Genomic DNA, 16,561 nt, shown 5'->3' with positions numbered 1-16,561 from the left:
TCGGGCTGGGCCGGAGTCGGTGAGCGGATCACGGCACCGGTTCACCCGCCCTCGGCAGCGCGGACCGGCCGGACACCCGGGCACGGCTCCGCGTCGGCTGCCGCTTCCCGCGCCGACCCGCCCCGATAGCCTTGCTGCCCGTGACTCCCACCCTCATCTGGATTCTCGTCGCGCTGGTCGCGATCGGCCTTTATCTGAGCTGGACCGCGGGCCGTCTCGACCGGCTGCACGCGAGGATCGACGCCACGCGCGCGGGCTTGGACGCGCAGTTGCTCCGCCGGGCCTCCGTGACCCAGGAGCTGGCCACCTCGGGCGTGCTCGATCCGGCCGCGTCGATCGTCCTGTACGAGGCCGCGCACGCCGCGCGGCAGGCCGAGGAGGAGCAGCGGGAGGTCGCCGAGAGCGACCTGAGCCAGGCGCTGAGGGCCGTGTTCGCGGAGCCCGCCCAGGTGGAGGCGGTGCGCGAGGCGCCCGGGGGAGAGGCGGCCGCCCATGAGCTCACCGAGGCGGTACGCCGGGTCCCCATGGCCCGCCGCTTCCACAACGACGCCGTGGGCGCCGCCCGCCGCCTGCGCCAGCACCGCAAGGTCCGCTGGTTCCGCCTGGCCGGCCACGCCCCCTTCCCAATGGCCTTCGAAATGGACGACGAGCCACCTGCGGCCTTGGTGGACCGGGCCGGGTAGGGGCGATCAGACCCAGCTTTCGGCCGGGAAGCGCTGGTGCGGGGCAACGGTTGGGCAGCGGGGTCCGACTCACCGGCGGCCCTGGTGGACTGGGGCGGGTAGGACTGAGGCCGACGTCGGCCGCCAGGGTCCTTGCGTGGCTGGAGGGCAACCAGATGCAGCTTTCGGCTGGGAAGCGCTGGTGCGGGGCAACGGTTGGGCAGCGGGGTCCGACTCGCCGGCGGCCCTGGTGGACTGGGCCGGGCCGGGCCTGACCGATGTCGGCTGCCAGCGTGGTTGCGTGGCTGGAGGGCAACCAGATCCAGCTTTCGGCTGGGAAGCGCTGGTGCGGTGTGGGGCACCGGTTGGGCGGCGGGGCACGAGCCGCCGACGGCCTTGGTGGACCGGGCCGGGCCGGGCCTGACCGATGTCGGCTGCCAGCGTGGTTGCGTGGCTGGAGGGCAACCAGATGCAGCTTTCGGCTGGGAAGCGGTGGTGCGGTGTGGGGCACCGGTTGGGCGGCGGGGTCCGACTCGCCGGCGGCCCTGGTGGACTGGGCCGGGCCGGGCCTGACCGATGTCGGCTGCCAGCGTGGTTGCGTGGCCGAAGGGCAACCAGATCCAGCTTTCGGCCGGGAAGCGCTGGAGCCCTGCGGGGCAACGGTTCGGCGGACGGCACGAGTCGCCCCTGGCCCCGGGTAGGACAGTGACCGGCGTCAGCTGTCGAGTCTTCCGTGGCCCGGAGGGCGATCAGGACAAGCCCCCGGCCGGGAAGCGTCGGCGTACTGCGGCGCAACGGCTCAGCCGATCGGCCGCCGCGTCCTCCGTGGCCCGGAGGGCAACCAGATCCGGCCACCGATTGCGCAGCGCCCCGCACTGCCCATCCGCGGCCTCGCCGACCGGCGCGGCCCGCCCCCGGAACCCCACAGCGGCAAAAACGATCCACCGCCTCCCCATTGGCCCTTGCTGTGGCCTGGTCCGGTGGCGTTTCCTCGGTGCTGCAGCAGTCCCTTTCACTTCAGCGAGGTCAACCCGTGTCCAGCATCGAGAACCAGGCTCCCGAGACCGGCACCGCGCGCGTGAAGCGCGGTATGGCGGAGCAGCTCAAGGGCGGCGTGATCATGGACGTCGTCACGCCGGAGCAGGCGAAGATCGCGGAGGACGCGGGCGCCGTCGCCGTCATGGCCCTGGAGCGGGTCCCGGCCGACATCCGCAAGGACGGCGGCGTGGCGCGCATGTCCGACCCGGACATGATCGAGGGCATCATCGAAGCCGTCTCGATCCCGGTCATGGCCAAGTCCCGCATCGGCCACTTCGTCGAGGCCCAGGTCCTGCAGTCCCTCGGCGTCGACTACATCGACGAGTCCGAGGTCCTCACCCCGGCCGACGAGGTCAACCACTCCGACAAGTGGTCCTTCACGACCCCCTTCGTCTGCGGTGCCACCAACCTGGGCGAGGCCCTGCGCCGCATCGCCGAGGGCGCGGCGATGATCCGCTCCAAGGGCGAGGCCGGCACCGGAAACGTCGTGGAGGCCGTCCGCCACCTGCGCCAGATCAAGAACGAGATCGCCAGGCTCCGCGGCTACGACAACCACGAGCTGTACGCCGCCGCCAAGGAGCTGCGCGCCCCGTACGAGCTGGTCAAGGAGGTCGCCGAGCTCGGCAAGCTCCCCGTGGTGCTGTTCTCCGCCGGTGGCGTCGCCACCCCCGCCGACGCCGCGCTGATGCGCCAGCTCGGTGCCGAGGGCGTCTTCGTCGGCTCCGGCATCTTCAAGTCCGGTGACCCGGCCAAGCGTGCCGCCGCCATCGTGAAGGCGACCACCTTCTACGACGACCCGAAGATCATCGCGGACGCGTCCCGCAACCTCGGCGAGGCCATGGTCGGCATCAACTGCGACACCCTCCCCGAGACCGAGCGCTACGCCAACCGCGGCTGGTAACCACTCATGAGCACTCCTGTCATAGGCGTCCTGGCCCTCCAGGGCGACGTCCGGGAGCACCTCGTGGCCCTGGCCGCGGCCGACGCCGTGGCCAGGCCGGTGCGGCGCCCCGACGAACTCGCCGAGGTGGACGGCCTCGTCATCCCCGGCGGCGAGTCCACCACCATCTCCAAGCTGGCCGTCCTGTTCGGCGTGATGGAGCCCCTTCGCGCGCGCGTGCGCGACGGCCTGCCGGTCTACGGCACCTGCGCGGGACTGATCATGCTGGCCGACAAGATCCTCGACCCGCGCTCGGGCCAGGAGACGATCGGCGGCATCGACATGATCGTGCGGCGCAACGCCTTCGGACGTCAGAACGAGTCCTTCGAGGCGGCGGTCGACGTGAAGGGCGTTCCGGGCGCCCCTGTGGAGGGCGTCTTCATCCGCGCTCCCTGGGTGGAGTCCGTCGGCGCCGAGGCCGAGGTGCTCGCCGAGCACGGCGGCCACATCGTCGCGGTCCGTCAGGGCAACGCGCTCGCCACGTCGTTCCACCCGGAACTGACCGGCGACCACCGCGTGCACTCTCTCTTTGTCGACATGGTGCGCGCGTACCGGACGCGGGAGTCCTTGTAGGATCTCAGGCGTTGGTTGCAGAGATGGGTTACGCGAAGGAGACAGGCAGATGTCCGGCCACTCTAAATGGGCCACGACGAAGCACAAGAAGGCCGTGATCGACGCCAAGCGCGGCAAGCTCTTCGCGAAGCTGATCAAGAACATCGAGGTCGCGGCGCGTATGGGCGGCGTGGACCTGGACGGCAATCCGACGCTGTACGACGCCGTGCAGAAGGCGAAGAAGTCGTCGGTTCCGAACAAGAACATCGACTCCGCGATCAAGCGTGGCGGCGGTCTCGAGGCCGGCGGCGCCGACTACGAGACGATCATGTACGAGGGCTACGGCCCCAACGGTGTCGCGGTGCTCATCGAGTGCCTGACCGACAACCGCAACCGCGCCGCCTCCGACGTGCGTGTCGCCATGACCCGCAACGGCGGCAACATGGCCGACCCCGGTTCGGTGTCGTACCTCTTCAACCGCAAGGGCGTCGTCATCGTCCCCAAGGGCGAGCTCACCGAGGACGACGTGCTCGGCGCGGTCCTGGACGCGGGCGCCGAGGAGGTCAACGACCTGGGCGAGTCCTTCGAGATCCTCAGCGAGGCCACCGACCTGGTCGCCGTCCGCACCGCTCTCCAGGACGCCGGGATCGACTACGACTCCGCCGACGCCAACTTCGTCCCGACCATGCAGGTCGAGCTGGACGAGGAGGGCGCCAGGAAGATCTTCCGGCTGATCGACGCCCTCGAGGACAGCGACGACGTCCAGAACGTCTTCGCCAACTTCGACGTCAGCGACGAGGTCATGGAAAAGGTCGACGCCTGAGCCGACGCTCAGCTTCCAACGGGCCGACGGGACGCACCCGTCGGCCCGTCGCTTTGTCGGTGGCACCCGATAGCCTGCACAAACAGGCGAATCGAAGAGAGGGGGGCGCGTGCGCGTACTCGGGGTGGACCCCGGTCTCACGCGATGCGGCGTCGGCGTGGTCGAGGGGGTCGCGGGCCGCCCGCTCACGATGATCGGCGTCGGGGTCGTCCGCACGCCCGTGGACGCCGAGTTGGGGCAGCGGCTCGTCGCCGTCGAGCAGGGCATCGAGCAGTGGCTGGACGAGTACCGGCCCGAATGCGTCGCCGTGGAGCGGGTGTTCAGCCAGCACAACGTCCGTACGGTGATGGGCACCGCCCAGGCCAGCGCCGTCGCCATGCTGTGCGCCGCCCGCCGCGGCATCCCCGTCGCCCTGCACACCCCGAGCGAGGTCAAGGCCGCCGTCACCGGCAGCGGCCGCGCCGACAAGGCCCAGGTCGGCGCGATGGTCACCCGCCTGCTGCGGCTCGACGCGCCGCCCAAGCCGGCCGACGCCGCCGACGCCCTCGCACTCGCCATCTGCCACATCTGGCGCGCGCCTGCCCAGAACCGACTCCAGCAGGCCGTCGCCCTGCACGCAGCCACAGCACGGAAAGGCCGTACGGCATGATCGCCTTTGTGAGCGGCACGGTCGCCGCACTCGCTCCCGACACCGCGGTGGTCGAGGTCGGTGGTGTCGGCCTGGCGGTGCACTGCACGCCGAACACGCTGTCGACCCTCCGTCTCGGTCAGCCGGCCAAGCTCGCCACCTCCCTGGTCGTACGCGAGGACTCCCTCACCCTCTACGGCTTCGTCGACGACGACGAGCGCCAGGTCTTCGAGCTGCTCCAGACCGCCAGCGGAGTCGGCCCGCGGCTGGCCCAGGCCATGCTGGCCGTGCACGCCCCGGACGCCCTGCGCCGGGCGGTGGCCACGGGTGACGAGAAGGCGCTCATCGCCGTGCCCGGCATCGGCAAGAAGGGCGCCCAGAAGCTGCTCCTGGAGCTCAAGGACCGGCTCGGCGAGCCGCTCGGCGCCCCCGCGATCGGCGCTCCGGTCAGCCGGGGCTGGCGCGACCAGCTGCACGCCGCCCTGATCGGCCTCGGCTACGCCACCCGCGAGGCCGACGAGGCCGTCACCGCCGTCACCCCGCAGGCAGAGGCGGCCGAGGGCACGCCTCAGGTCGGCCAACTGCTGAAGGCCGCCCTGCAGACCCTGAACCGCGCCCGCTAGGAGAACGTCAGTGAACTGGGACGACACCACCGACGAGACCGCCACCGAGCGGCTCGTCGGTGCGTCCGCCGACCGTGAGGACCAGGCCGTCGAGGCCGCCCTGCGCCCCAAGGACCTCGATGAGTTCATCGGCCAGGAGAAGGTCCGCGAACAGCTCGACCTCGTCCTGCGGGCCGCACGCGCGCGGGGTGCCACCGCCGACCACGTGCTGCTCTCCGGCGCCCCCGGCCTCGGCAAGACCACCCTCTCGATGATCATCGCGGCCGAGATGAACGCCCCGATCCGGATCACCAGCGGCCCCGCCATCCAGCACGCCGGCGACCTCGCGGCGATCCTCTCCTCCCTCCAGGAGGGAGAGGTCCTCTTCCTCGACGAGATCCACCGCATGTCGCGGCCCGCCGAGGAGATGCTCTACATGGCGATGGAGGACTTCCGCGTCGACGTCATCGTCGGCAAGGGCCCCGGCGCCACCGCCATCCCGCTGGAGCTGCCTCCCTTCACCCTGGTCGGTGCCACCACCCGCGCGGGTCTGCTGCCGCCCCCGCTGCGCGACCGCTTCGGCTTCACCGCGCACATGGAGTTCTACGAACCCGCCGAGTTGGAGCGCGTCATCCACCGCTCGGCCCACCTGCTCGACGTCGAGATCGGCTCCGACGGCGCCGCCGAGATCGCGGGCCGCTCCCGCGGCACGCCCCGTATCGCCAACCGTCTGCTGCGCCGGGTCCGCGACTACGCCCAGGTCAAGGCCGACGGAGTCATCACGCGGGACATCGCCGCGGCGGCGCTCAAGGTCTACGAGGTCGACGCCCGCGGCCTCGACCGCCTCGACCGCGGAGTCCTGGAGGCCCTGCTCAAGCTCTTCGGCGGCGGCCCGGTCGGCCTGTCCACGCTCGCCGTCGCGGTGGGGGAGGAGCGCGAGACCGTCGAAGAAGTGGCCGAGCCCTTCCTCGTCCGGGAGGGTCTGCTCGCCCGCACCCCGCGCGGGCGGGTCGCCACTCCCGCCGCATGGGCACATCTCGGCCTCACGCCGCCCCGCTCGGCAGCCACGGGAAACGGACAACAGGACCTGTTCGGGACGTGACGCGATCGTGACGGCGCGGGCATTGGCCGGGTCAGGAACCCTGGTGCCATGCTGAGCGTTGTTCACTGCGCGCGGACTCGCTTAGACTCCGCCGATGCCGCCCTTGTCGGCGGCAGACATACCCCCAACCATCAGGCCGCTCACCTCGCGGTCGCGTGAAGGAAGTACCGACCCGTGAGTCTCGTGACCCTCCTCCCGTTCATCGTGCTCATCGGGGCCATGTTCCTGATGACCCGCTCGGCCAAGAAGAAGCAGCAGCAGGCCGCGAGCATGCGGAACGACATGCAGCCCGGCAGCGGCGTCCGCACCATCGGGGGCATGTACGCCACGGTCAAGGAGGTCAACGAGGACACGGTCCTCCTCGACGCCGCTCCCGGCGTCGATCTTCTCTTCGCGAAGAACGCCATCGGTGCCGTCCTGACCGACGACGAGTACAACCGCATCGTCCACGGCATCGAGCACGACCTGAAGTCCGACTCCGACGTCGTCCCCGACGACGCCTCCTCCCTCACCGACACCGAGACCGACGAGTCCGCCGACGAAGCTGCCGCCGCCTCCGACGAGAAGTCCGTCGACCTCGGTAAGAAGGACACGGCAGAGGAGCCCGCCGACGACGCGCCCGCCAAGGCCGACGCCGAGACCGAGGCCGCCGAGGCGAAGTCGGACGACGAGCCGAAGAAGACCGACGGCGACTCCGACGCGAAGTAGTCGCACTCCGGGGCGCGCGGACCAGCTCCGCGCGCCCCGGATCTGCGCGGCTCGCACGGAATCCCGACACCAGTCATGGCCGCCCGCCCGCCGACCCGGCGCGAGAGCGGCCCGAGAGGGAGTACGAGAAGGTGGCAGCACCCAAAAGGGGCCGGAGCGCGAGTGCCCAGAGCAAGCCAGGGCGCACGCTGGCCCTGATCCTGATCGCCATCGTGGCGCTCACCGGTGGAATGTTCCTCTCCGGACACACCACCCCGCGTCTCGGCATCGACCTGGCCGGAGGCACCAGCATCACGCTGGAGGCCAAGGCCGACCAGGGGGCCGCGATCAACAAGGCCAACATGGACACCGCGGTCGACATCATGAACCGCCGTGTCAACGGCCTGGGCGTCTCCGAGGCGGAGGTGCAGACCCAGGGTGATCGCAACATCATCGTGAACATCCCCAAGGGCACCAACTCCAAGGAGGCCCGCGACCAGGTCGGCACCACCGCCAAGCTGTACTTCCGTCCGGTCCTGGCCCAGGAGGCCACCGGCGGCGCCGCGGCCACCTCGCCGAGCCCGTCCGCCAGCGGCTCCTCGACCGCCTCGCCGAGCCCCTCCGCGAGCAAGTCCGGCTCCACCGGAGAGAAGGCGACCTCGTCGTCCTCCCCGTCGGCCTCCGCCACCTCGCAGGGCCGCGCCGTCACCGACGCGCTGAAGGCCGACTCCACGCCGTCGGCGTCCGCGAAGGCGTCGAGCTCCGCGTCCCCGTCGGCCTCCGCGAGCACCGCTCCCTCCGCCGCCGACGCCAAGCTCCAGGCCCAGTACACCGCCCTGGACTGTTCCAAGAAGGCGCAGCGCAACAAAGCGGGCGACGGCGCCAAGCCGGGCGAGACCACCGTGGGCTGCGGCGAGAGCTCCGGCGTCTGGTACAAGTACCTGCTCGGCCCGGCCGCCGTCGACGGCACCGAGGTCAAGAAGGCCCAGGCGGTCTTCGACACGCAGACCGCCGCCGGCTGGCAGGTCACCATGGCCTTCAACGGCAAGGGTGCCAAGAAGTTCGCGGACATCACGGGCCAGCTCGCGAAGAACACCCAGCCGCAGAACGAGTTCGGCATCGTCCTCGACGGCGAGGTCGTCTCCAGCCCCTACGTCAGCTCCTCGATCACCGGCGGCAGCGCCCAGATCTCCGGCAGCTTCACGCAGGACGAGGCCCAGAACCTCGCCAACATGCTGTCGTACGGCGCTCTCCCGCTCTCCTTCCAGGAGCAGAGCGTGACCACGGTGACCGCCGCGCTCGGCGGTGACCAGCTGCACGCCGGTCTCCTCGCCGGTGCCATCGGCCTCCTGCTGGTCGTGATCTACCTGGTGGCCTACTACCGGGGCCTGTCGCTCGTCGCGATGGCCTCGCTGCTGGTCTCCGGAATGCTCACCTATGTGCTCATGGCGCTGCTCGGCCCGGCCATCGGCTTCGCGCTGAACCTGCCGGCCGTGTGCGGTGCCATCGTCGCGATCGGTATCACCGCGGACTCGTTCATCGTGTACTTCGAACGCATAAGGGACGAGATCCGGGAGGGCCGCTCGCTGCGCCCCGCCGTCGAGCGGGCCTGGCCGCGTGCCCGGCGCACCATCCTGGTCTCCGACTTCGTGTCGTTCCTCGCCGCCGCGGTGCTGTTCATCGTGACGGTCGGCAAGGTCCAGGGCTTCGCGTTCACGCTCGGTCTGACCACCGTGCTCGACGTGGTCGTGGTCTTCTTCTTCACCAAGCCGCTGATGACGCTGCTGGCCCGCCGGAAGTTCTTCGCGAGCGGCAGCAAGTGGTCCGGCCTCGACCCGAAGAGCCTGGGCGCCAAGCCACCGCTGCGCCGCACCCGCCGCCCCGCCCCCGCCCACACGAAGGAGGCGTGAGCATGTCGAAACTCGGCAACCTCGGCGCCCGACTGCACCGTGGCGAGATCAGCTACGACTTCATCGGTCATCGCAAGCTCTGGTACGGCATCTCGATCCTGATCACCATCACGGCGATCCTGGGCCTCGCGGTACGCGGCCTCAACATGGGCATCGACTTCCAGGGCGGCGCGGTCTTCACCACCGAGAAGACCAGCGTCTCGGTGTCCCAGGCCGAGAACTTCGCGAAGGAGGCCTCCGGCCACGACGCCGTCGTGCAGAAGCTCGGCAACGGCACGCTGCGCATCCAGATCGCCGGCATGGACACCAAGCAGTCCGACCAGATCAAGACGGACCTGGCCAAGGACTTCAAGGTCGACCCGGAGACCATCGCCGCCGACCTGGTCGGCCCCAGCTGGGGCGACCAGATCGCCAAGAAGGCCTGGCAGGGTCTGGCGATCTTCATGGTCCTCGTCGTGATCTATCTAGCGATCGCCTTCGAGTGGCGCATGGCCATCGCGGCGCTCGTCGCCCTGATCCACGACATCACCATCACCGTCGGCATCTACGCCCTCGTGGGCTTCGAGGTCACGCCGGGCACGGTGATCGGTCTGCTGACCATCCTCGGTTACTCGCTCTACGACACGGTGGTCGTCTTCGACTCCCTCAAGGAGCAGACGAGGGACATCACCAAGCAGAGCCGCTGGACCTACAGCGACATCGCCAACCGTTCGATCAACGGCACCCTGGTCCGCTCGATCAACACCACGGTGGTCGCGCTGCTGCCGGTGGCGGGCCTGCTGTTCATCGGTGGCGGTTTCCTCGGCGCGGGCACGCTCAACGACATCTCGCTGTCGCTGTTCGTCGGTCTCGCCGCCGGTGCGTACTCCTCGATCTTCATCGCCACCCCGCTCGTCGCCGACCTCAAGGAGCGCGAGCCGGCGATGAAGGCCCTGAAGAAGCGGGTCCTGGCCAAGCGCGCCCAGGGGGCGTCCGTCGAGGAGGAGATGGCCGACGACGCGTCTTCCGTCCGCGACGACGAGCCGGACGACGACACCGCCCACGCGGTCGTCGGTCCGCGCACTCAGCCCGCGTCCCGGGGCCGGGGCCGTGGCCGTCCCTCGGGGAAGCGCCGATGACCGACGTCGAGGAGTTGCTGCTCAGCCGTATCCGCGATGTCGCCGACTACCCGGAGCCGGGGGTGATGTTCAAGGACATCACCCCGCTCCTGGCGGACCCGGCGGCGTTCACGGCCCTCACCGACGCGCTGGCCGCGGTCGCCGCGAACACCGGTGCCACGAAGGTCGTCGGTCTGGAGGCCCGGGGCTTCATCCTCGGTGCCCCGGTCGCGATCCGCGCGGGACTCGGCTTCATCCCCGTGCGCAAGGCAGGCAAGCTCCCCGGGGCGACCCTGAGCCAGGCGTACGACCTGGAGTACGGCTCGGCGGAGATCGAGGTGCACGCGGAGGACCTGTCCGCCGACGACCGTGTCCTGATCGTCGACGACGTGCTGGCCACGGGCGGCACCGCCGAGGCGTCCATCGAGCTGATCCGCCGCGCGGGCGCCGAAGTCGCCGGCCTCGCGGTCCTGATGGAACTGGGCTTCCTGGGCGGGCGAGCCCGCCTGGAGCCGGCCCTGGCCGGAGCCCCGCTGGAAGCACTGCTGGTGGTCTGATCCGCCGACAGCAGCACGCACGCACTGCGCAACGGCCGTTCCGGGAGACCGGGACGGCCGTTCCGTGTGAGGGCGCGCGGATCACTTCCCGAACCCCGCAAAGCCGGCCCCCAGTCCCTCGCGTTCCAGAGGTAGACGTCCCTCACATCGGTCCGAAGGCGATCCCGGGGCGCAGGATCGCTACCATGGGTTCTCCGGAGCCTGACCTGGGGACCCGGATCGCGCACGAGGAGTCCTCTTGCCAGACGAGGCCCAGCCACTCGCCCCCGGTGCTGAACGCCTGGGGGGACCTCCAGCCGCCAAGCCCGAGCCCGCCTCGGCGCCCGCGGCGAAGCCCGCGCCGGACGCGAAGAACGCGACGAGCGACGCCCGCGGGCCTGTCGAGCACGCCCAGTCCGCGCCCGTCGACAAGCCGGCCGAGCCGCCCCGGCCCAAGCCCGCCTCTGCCGAGCCCGCCGCACCGGCCACCCCGGCGGCCCGCCCGAACACCGGCCAGCCCGCCCGCACCGGCTCCTCCAACCGCGTCCGCGCCCGCCTGGCCCGTCTCGGCGTCCAGCGCTCCAACCCGTACAACCCGGTCCTGGAGCCCCTGCTGCGGATAGTGCGCAGCAACGACCCGAAGATCGAGACGGCGACGCTGCGCCAGATCGAGAAGGCCTACCAGGTCGCCGAGCGCTGGCACCGCGGCCAGAAGCGCAAGAGCGGCGACCCGTACATCACCCACCCCCTCGCGGTGACCACCATCCTCGCCGAGCTCGGCATGGACCCGGCGACCCTGATGGCCGGGCTGCTGCACGACACCGTCGAGGACACCGAGTACGGCCTCGACCAGCTCCGCCGCGACTTCGGCGACTCGGTCGCGCTGCTCGTCGACGGCGTCACCAAGCTGGACAAGGTCAAGTTCGGCGAGGCCGCGCAGGCGGAGACCGTGCGCAAGATGGTCGTCGCCATGGCCAAGGACCCGCGCGTCCTGGTCATCAAGCTCGCCGACCGCCTCCACAACATGCGCACCATGCGCTACCTCAAGCGCGAGAAGCAGGAGAAGAAGGCGCGCGAGACGCTGGAGATCTACGCGCCGCTCGCCCACCGCCTCGGCATGAACACCATCAAGTGGGAGCTGGAGGACCTCGCGTTCGCGATCCTCTACCCCAAGATGTACGACGAGATCGTACGGCTGGTGGCCGAGCGGGCGCCCAAGCGGGACGAGTACCTGGCCATAGTGACCGACGAGGTGCAGTCCGACCTGCGCGCGGCCCGGATCAAGGCCACCGTCACCGGCCGCCCCAAGCACTACTACAGCGTCTACCAGAAGATGATCGTCCGAGGCCGCGACTTCGCGGAGATCTACGACCTGGTCGGCATCCGAGTCCTCGTCGACACCGTCCGCGACTGCTACGCCGCCCTCGGCACCGTGCACGCGCGATGGAACCCGGTCCCCGGCCGGTTCAAGGACTACATCGCGATGCCCAAGTTCAACATGTACCAGTCGCTGCACACGACAGTCATCGGGCCGAACGGCAAGCCGGTCGAACTGCAGATCCGCACGTTCGACATGCACCGCCGTGCCGAGTACGGCATCGCCGCGCACTGGAAGTACAAGCAGGAGGCCGTCGCCGGCACCTCCAAGGTCCGCTCGGACCAGCCGAGGACCACCGGCAAGGACGACCACCTCAACGACATGGCGTGGCTGCGTCAGCTCCTCGACTGGCAGAAGGAGACCGAGGACCCCGGCGAGTTCCTGGAGTCCCTGCGCTTCGACCTCTCGCGCAACGAGGTCTTCGTCTTCACGCCCAAGGGCGACGTGATAGCGCTGCCGGCCGGTTCCACTCCGGTGGACTTCTCGTACGCGGTGCACACCGAGGTGGGCCACCGCACCATAGGAGCCCGGGTCAACGGCCGTCTCGTACCGCTGGAGTCGACCCTGGACAACGGCGACCTCGTCGAGGTCTTCACGTCCAAGGCGGCCGGGGCCGGACCGTCCCGCGACTGGCTGAACTTCGTGAAGTCGCCGCGGGCCCGCAACAAGATCCGCGCCTGGTTCTCCAAGGAGCGCCGTGACGAGGCGATCGAGCAGGGCAAGGACGCCATCGTCCGCGCGATGCGCAAACAGAACCTGCCGATCCAGCGCATCCTCACCGGGGACTCCCTCGTCACGCTCGCGCACGAGATGCGGTACTCCGACATCTCCGCGCTGTACGCGGCGATCGGCGAGGGGCATGTCTCCGCGCAGAACATCGTGCAGAAACTCGTCTCCGCGCTCGGCGGCGAGGAGGCGGCCACCGAGGAGATCGACGAGTCGGTCCCGCCGTCCCACGGCCGCGGGCGCAAGCGCCGCACCAGCACAGACCCGGGCGTCGTCGTCAAGGGCGTCGACGACGTGTGGGTCAAGCTGGCCCGCTGTTGCACCCCCGTCCCGGGCGACCCGATCATCGGTTTCGTCACCCGCGGTAGTGGCGTATCGGTTCACCGCAGCGACTGCGTCAACGTGGAGTCATTGTCCCGGGAGCCCGAGCGCATCCTCGAGGTCGAGTGGGCGCCCACGCAGTCCTCGGTCTTCCTGGTCGCCATCCAGGTCGAGGCCCTGGACCGCTCCCGGCTCCTCTCGGACGTCACCCGCGTCCTGTCCGACCAGCACGTCAACATCCTCTCCGCGGCCGTCCAGACCTCCCGCGACCGCGTCGCCACCTCCCGCTTCACCTTCGAGATGGGCGACCCGAAGCACCTCGGACACGTTTTGAAGGCGGTCAGGGGCGTGGAGGGCGTGTACGACGTGTACCGCGTGACGTCGGCGCGGAACCGGTCGTAGAAGACATGGGAAGGGGCCCCGCACCAAGGTGCGGGGCCCCTTCCCATACGGTCACACGCGGCCTCAGCCGCCGAACTCCTCAAGACCCTTGAGCGCCTGGTCCAGGAGCGCCTGGCGGCCCTCCAGCTCCCGCTCCAGCTTGTCGGCCCTGGAGTTGTTGCCCTGGGCGCGCGCCTGGTCGATCTGGCCCCTGAGCTTGTCCACGGCGGCCTGCAGCTGGCCGGTCAGACCCGCGGCACGCGCGCGTGCCTCCGGGTTGGTCCGGCGCCACTCGGTCTCCTCGGCCTCCTGCAGGGCGCGCTCGACGGCGTGCATCCGGCCCTCGACCTTCGGCCGGGCGTCCCGCGGGACGTGACCGATGGCCTCCCAGCGCTCGTTGAGCGTGCGGAAGGCGGCGCGGGCGCTCTTCAGGTCGCCGATCGGCAGGAGCTTCTCGGCCTCCTCGGCCAGCTCCTCCTTCAGCTTGAGGTTCTCGGTCTGTTCGGCGTCCCGCTCGGCGAACACCGAGCTGCGGGCGGCGAAGAACACGTCCTGGGCGCCGCGGAAGCGGTTCCACAGGTCGTCCTCGTGCTCGCGCTGCGCGCGGCCCGCCGCCTTCCACTCGGCCATCAGCTCGCGGTAGCGCGCGGCCGTCGGACCCCAGTCCGTCGACCCGGACAGCGCCTCGGCCTCGCCGACCAGCCGCTCCTTGGTCCTGCGGGCCTCCTCGCGCTGGGCGTCCAGCGACGCGAAGTGGGCCTTGCGACGCTTGGAGAACGCCGAGCGGGCGTGCGAGAAGCGGTGCCACAGCTCGTCGTCGGACTTGCGGTCCAGGCGCGGCAGACCCTTCCAGGTGTCCACCAGCGCGCGCAGTCGCTCACCGGCGGCCCGCCACTGGTCGGACTGGGCCAGCTCCTCCGCCTCGACGACCAGCGCCTCCTTGGCGTGCCGGGCCTCGTCGGACTGCTTCGCGCGCTGCTGCTTGCGCTCCTCGCGGCGCTTGTCGACGGTCTCCACGAGCTTGTCCAGCCGCACCTTGAGCGCTTCCAGGTCGCCGACCGCGTGATGCGCGTCGACCTGCTCGCGGATGTGGTCGATGGCCGCCTGAGCGTCCTTCGCCGACAGGTCGGTGGTCTTCACACGCTTCTCGAGGAGGCCGATCTCGACAACCAGGCCCTCGTACTTGCGCTCGAAGTAGGCCAGGGCTTCCTCGGGGGAGCCGGCCTGCCAGGAACCGACGACCTGCTCACCGTCGGCCGTTCGCACGTACACGGTCCCCGTCTCGTCGACGCGGCCCCACGGGTCGCTGCTCACAGCGCCTCCTCCACATGATGCCTGCGGGAGGCTTCCTCGCCCCCGGACATCGTCCACAGTTTCGTCACGGCCAACATAGGCGACCGGCGGGTTGCCTGTCCGCATCCCGCGCGACCGAAATTCCGCACTTGACGGTCAGGATTTGGTGACCGTCGCCTTGTTGATCACGACGGTCGCGTTCGGTGCGCCGTCGCCCGCGCCGGTGCTCTCACCGGCCGCGGCGATCTTCTTCAGCACCTTCATACCGGATGCCGAGATGGTGCCGAACGGCGTGTAGCTCGGCGGCAGCTGGCTGTCCTGGTAGACGAGGAAGAACTGGCTGCCGCCGGTGTGCGCCTGCCCGGTGTTCGCCATCGCGACGGTGCCCGCCGGGTAGACGTTGGACTTGAGGCTCTTGTCCTTCAGGTTCTCGTCCGGGATGGTGTAGCCCGGTCCGCCGCTGCCGGAGCCCGTCGGGTCGCCGCACTGCAGGACGTAGATGCCGTTGGTGGTGAGCCGGTGGCACTTGGTGTGGTCGAAGAAGCCCTTGTTCGCCAGGAAGTCGAACGAGTTCACGGTGTGCGGGGCCGCCGACGTCTTCAGCGCGATGTCGACCTTCCCGCAGGTCGTCGCGAGGTCAAGGGTGTACTTCGCCGACTTGTCGATGGACATCGCCGGCTCCTTCTTCCAGGTCTGCGTCTTGACCTTGCCCGCTGCCGGCTTCTCGCACGGGTCCGGCGCCTTGCTGGTCGGCGCCGCGCTGGGAGTGGTCTGCGCGCTCGCGCTGGCCTTGTCGTCGTCCTTCATGACTCCGGACGTGTAGAGCGCCAGGCTGCCCACCAGTATCACGCCGAGCACCGACGCGATCACAGAGTTGCGTACACGGGCCTTGCGGCGCGCGGCCGTGCGCCGCTGCTGCTGCCGCAAGAACTTCTCCCGCGCGAGCTGCCGCTTCCGCTGTTCCTGGGTGACCACGGGGTTCTCTCCTCATGCGTCTCGTACGCCGACCGGTACGCATGCGTCCTATGAACCGACCGCCTGCGTGTGCCCCGTACCGTATATGGGTTCGCTGAGGAATCGGCAGCGCCGGTAGGCTCTGACCACTGGGGCAGCCGCCCGGAAGACCGCCCGTACCCACACAAAACGAGGACGATCGTGCTCATTGCCGGGTTCCCCGCCGGGGCCTGGGGGACGAACTGTTATCTCGTCGCCCCCGCCGCCGGTGAGGAGTGCGTGATCATCGACCCCGGCCACCAGGCCGCCGAAGGCGTCGAGGAGACGCTGAGGAAGCATCGGCTCAAGCCCGTCGCCGTCGTCCTCACGCACGGCCACATCGACCACGTGGCCTCGGTCGTCCCGGTGTGCGGCGCGCACGGTGTACCGGCGTGGATCCACCCCGAGGACCGCTACATGATGAAGGATCCGTCGATGGGTCTCGGGCGTTCCATCGGGATGCCGCTCATGGGCGAGATCACCGTGGGAGAGCCGGACGACGTCAAGGAGCTGACCGACGGCGTGAAGCTGGAGCTCGCGGGCCTGGAGCTGTCCGTCGCGCACGCGCCGGGCCATACCAAGGGGTCGGTGACATTCCGGATGCCCGAGACCGCGGAGATCCCCTCCGTGTTCTTCTCCGGGGATCTGCTCTTCGCCGGCTCCATCGGACGCACCGACCTGCCCGGCGGCGACATGGCCGAGATGCTCGACTCGCTGGCCCGCGTGTGCCTGCCGCTCGACGACTCGACCGTGGTGCTGTCCGGCCACGGTCCCCAGACGACCATCGGCCAGGAGCGCGCCACCAACCCGTATCTGCGGGAAGTGGCCGCAGGCCGCCGAGATCTCGGCGAGGGTGCGAGCACCCCTCCCCGACGAGGAATGTGACGAGAGA

The 16,561-nt window shown here is 70.1% G+C and carries 15 protein-coding genes; 13 read left to right on the top strand and 2 right to left on the bottom strand.

The window, feature by feature from the left end; translation table 11 throughout:
* The first annotated feature begins 140 nt into the window (after positions 1 to 140).
* The 12 genes from ACIRP7_RS15600 to ACIRP7_RS15545 all read left to right on the top strand — a co-directional run bounded on the left by ACIRP7_RS15600 (position 141) and on the right by ACIRP7_RS15545 (position 13,404).
* The gene (locus ACIRP7_RS15600) at positions 141 to 683 is read left to right on the top strand and encodes a hypothetical protein (protein WP_403658682.1); all 543 of its coding nucleotides are present in this window, start codon (positions 141 to 143) and stop codon (positions 681 to 683) included.
* A 1,012-nt stretch (positions 684 to 1,695) separates the two neighbouring features.
* A complete protein-coding gene (pdxS, locus tag ACIRP7_RS15595; protein WP_057614185.1) occupies positions 1,696 to 2,601 on the top strand; it encodes a pyridoxal 5'-phosphate synthase lyase subunit PdxS in 906 nt (301 codons plus the stop codon).
* Positions 2,602 to 2,607: 6 nt separating this feature from the next.
* The gene (gene pdxT / locus ACIRP7_RS15590) at positions 2,608 to 3,213 is read left to right on the top strand and encodes a pyridoxal 5'-phosphate synthase glutaminase subunit PdxT (RefSeq protein WP_403658679.1); all 606 of its coding nucleotides are present in this window, start codon (positions 2,608 to 2,610) and stop codon (positions 3,211 to 3,213) included.
* Between the two features lie 49 nt (positions 3,214 to 3,262).
* Positions 3,263 to 4,015 (top strand): YebC/PmpR family DNA-binding transcriptional regulator, encoded by a 753-nt coding sequence (locus ACIRP7_RS15585; protein WP_020117485.1) that lies wholly within the window; start codon positions 3,263 to 3,265, stop codon positions 4,013 to 4,015.
* 109 nt (positions 4,016 to 4,124) lie between these two features.
* Positions 4,125 to 4,664: a crossover junction endodeoxyribonuclease RuvC gene (gene ruvC, locus ACIRP7_RS15580; RefSeq protein ID WP_393604073.1), complete on the top strand. Its 540-nt coding sequence runs from the start codon at positions 4,125 to 4,127 to the stop codon at positions 4,662 to 4,664.
* Entirely contained in the window at positions 4,661 to 5,266 is a 606-nt protein-coding gene (ruvA, locus tag ACIRP7_RS15575) for a Holliday junction branch migration protein RuvA (protein ID WP_403658675.1), read from the top strand. The genes ruvC and ruvA overlap by 4 nt, the downstream gene beginning before the upstream one ends.
* A 10-nt stretch (positions 5,267 to 5,276) precedes the next feature.
* Positions 5,277 to 6,347, top strand: a complete 1,071-nt coding sequence (gene ruvB / locus ACIRP7_RS15570) for a Holliday junction branch migration DNA helicase RuvB (protein ID WP_403658672.1) — start codon at positions 5,277 to 5,279, stop codon at positions 6,345 to 6,347.
* A 174-nt stretch (positions 6,348 to 6,521) separates the two neighbouring features.
* Positions 6,522 to 7,055 (top strand): preprotein translocase subunit YajC, encoded by a 534-nt coding sequence (gene yajC, locus ACIRP7_RS15565; protein ID WP_403658669.1) that lies wholly within the window; start codon positions 6,522 to 6,524, stop codon positions 7,053 to 7,055.
* Positions 7,056 to 7,186: 131 nt separating this feature from the next.
* Positions 7,187 to 8,944: a protein translocase subunit SecD gene (secD, locus tag ACIRP7_RS15560; RefSeq protein ID WP_403658666.1), complete on the top strand. Its 1,758-nt coding sequence runs from the start codon at positions 7,187 to 7,189 to the stop codon at positions 8,942 to 8,944.
* 2 nt (positions 8,945 to 8,946) lie between these two features.
* Positions 8,947 to 10,062, top strand: coding sequence for a protein translocase subunit SecF (secF, locus tag ACIRP7_RS15555; protein WP_403658663.1), 1,116 nt, complete (start codon positions 8,947 to 8,949; stop codon positions 10,060 to 10,062).
* Positions 10,059 to 10,598, top strand: a complete 540-nt coding sequence (locus ACIRP7_RS15550) for an adenine phosphoribosyltransferase (protein WP_403658660.1) — start codon at positions 10,059 to 10,061, stop codon at positions 10,596 to 10,598. The genes secF and ACIRP7_RS15550 overlap by 4 nt, the downstream gene beginning before the upstream one ends.
* A 238-nt stretch (positions 10,599 to 10,836) precedes the next feature.
* The gene (locus ACIRP7_RS15545; protein ID WP_403658657.1) at positions 10,837 to 13,404 is read left to right on the top strand and encodes a RelA/SpoT family protein; all 2,568 of its coding nucleotides are present in this window, start codon (positions 10,837 to 10,839) and stop codon (positions 13,402 to 13,404) included.
* Between the two features lie 63 nt (positions 13,405 to 13,467).
* Here ACIRP7_RS15545 and ACIRP7_RS15540 read toward each other — a convergent pair whose 3' ends face one another.
* Positions 13,468 to 14,697 carry a DUF349 domain-containing protein gene (locus ACIRP7_RS15540; RefSeq protein WP_403658655.1) on the bottom strand — a complete coding sequence of 410 codons (1,230 nt, stop codon included), beginning with the start codon at positions 14,695 to 14,697 and terminating at the stop codon, positions 13,468 to 13,470.
* Between the two features lie 135 nt (positions 14,698 to 14,832).
* Positions 14,833 to 15,651, bottom strand: coding sequence for a peptidylprolyl isomerase (locus ACIRP7_RS15535; RefSeq protein WP_403658652.1), 819 nt, complete (start codon positions 15,649 to 15,651; stop codon positions 14,833 to 14,835).
* A 180-nt stretch (positions 15,652 to 15,831) separates the two neighbouring features.
* Between ACIRP7_RS15535 and ACIRP7_RS15530 the strand changes: the two genes are divergently transcribed.
* On the top strand, positions 15,832 to 16,554 hold the full coding sequence (locus ACIRP7_RS15530) for an MBL fold metallo-hydrolase (RefSeq protein WP_403658649.1): 723 nt from the start codon (positions 15,832 to 15,834) through the stop codon (positions 16,552 to 16,554).
* The last annotated feature ends 7 nt before the right edge of the window (positions 16,555 to 16,561 follow it).

The sequence above is a fragment of the Streptomyces sp. NPDC102270 genome, from assembly GCF_044766405.1.
Taxonomy (GTDB): domain Bacteria; phylum Actinomycetota; class Actinomycetes; order Streptomycetales; family Streptomycetaceae; genus Streptomyces.
Note: the sequence above shows the minus strand (reverse complement) of the source record. Positions and strands in the feature narration are given on the sequence as shown.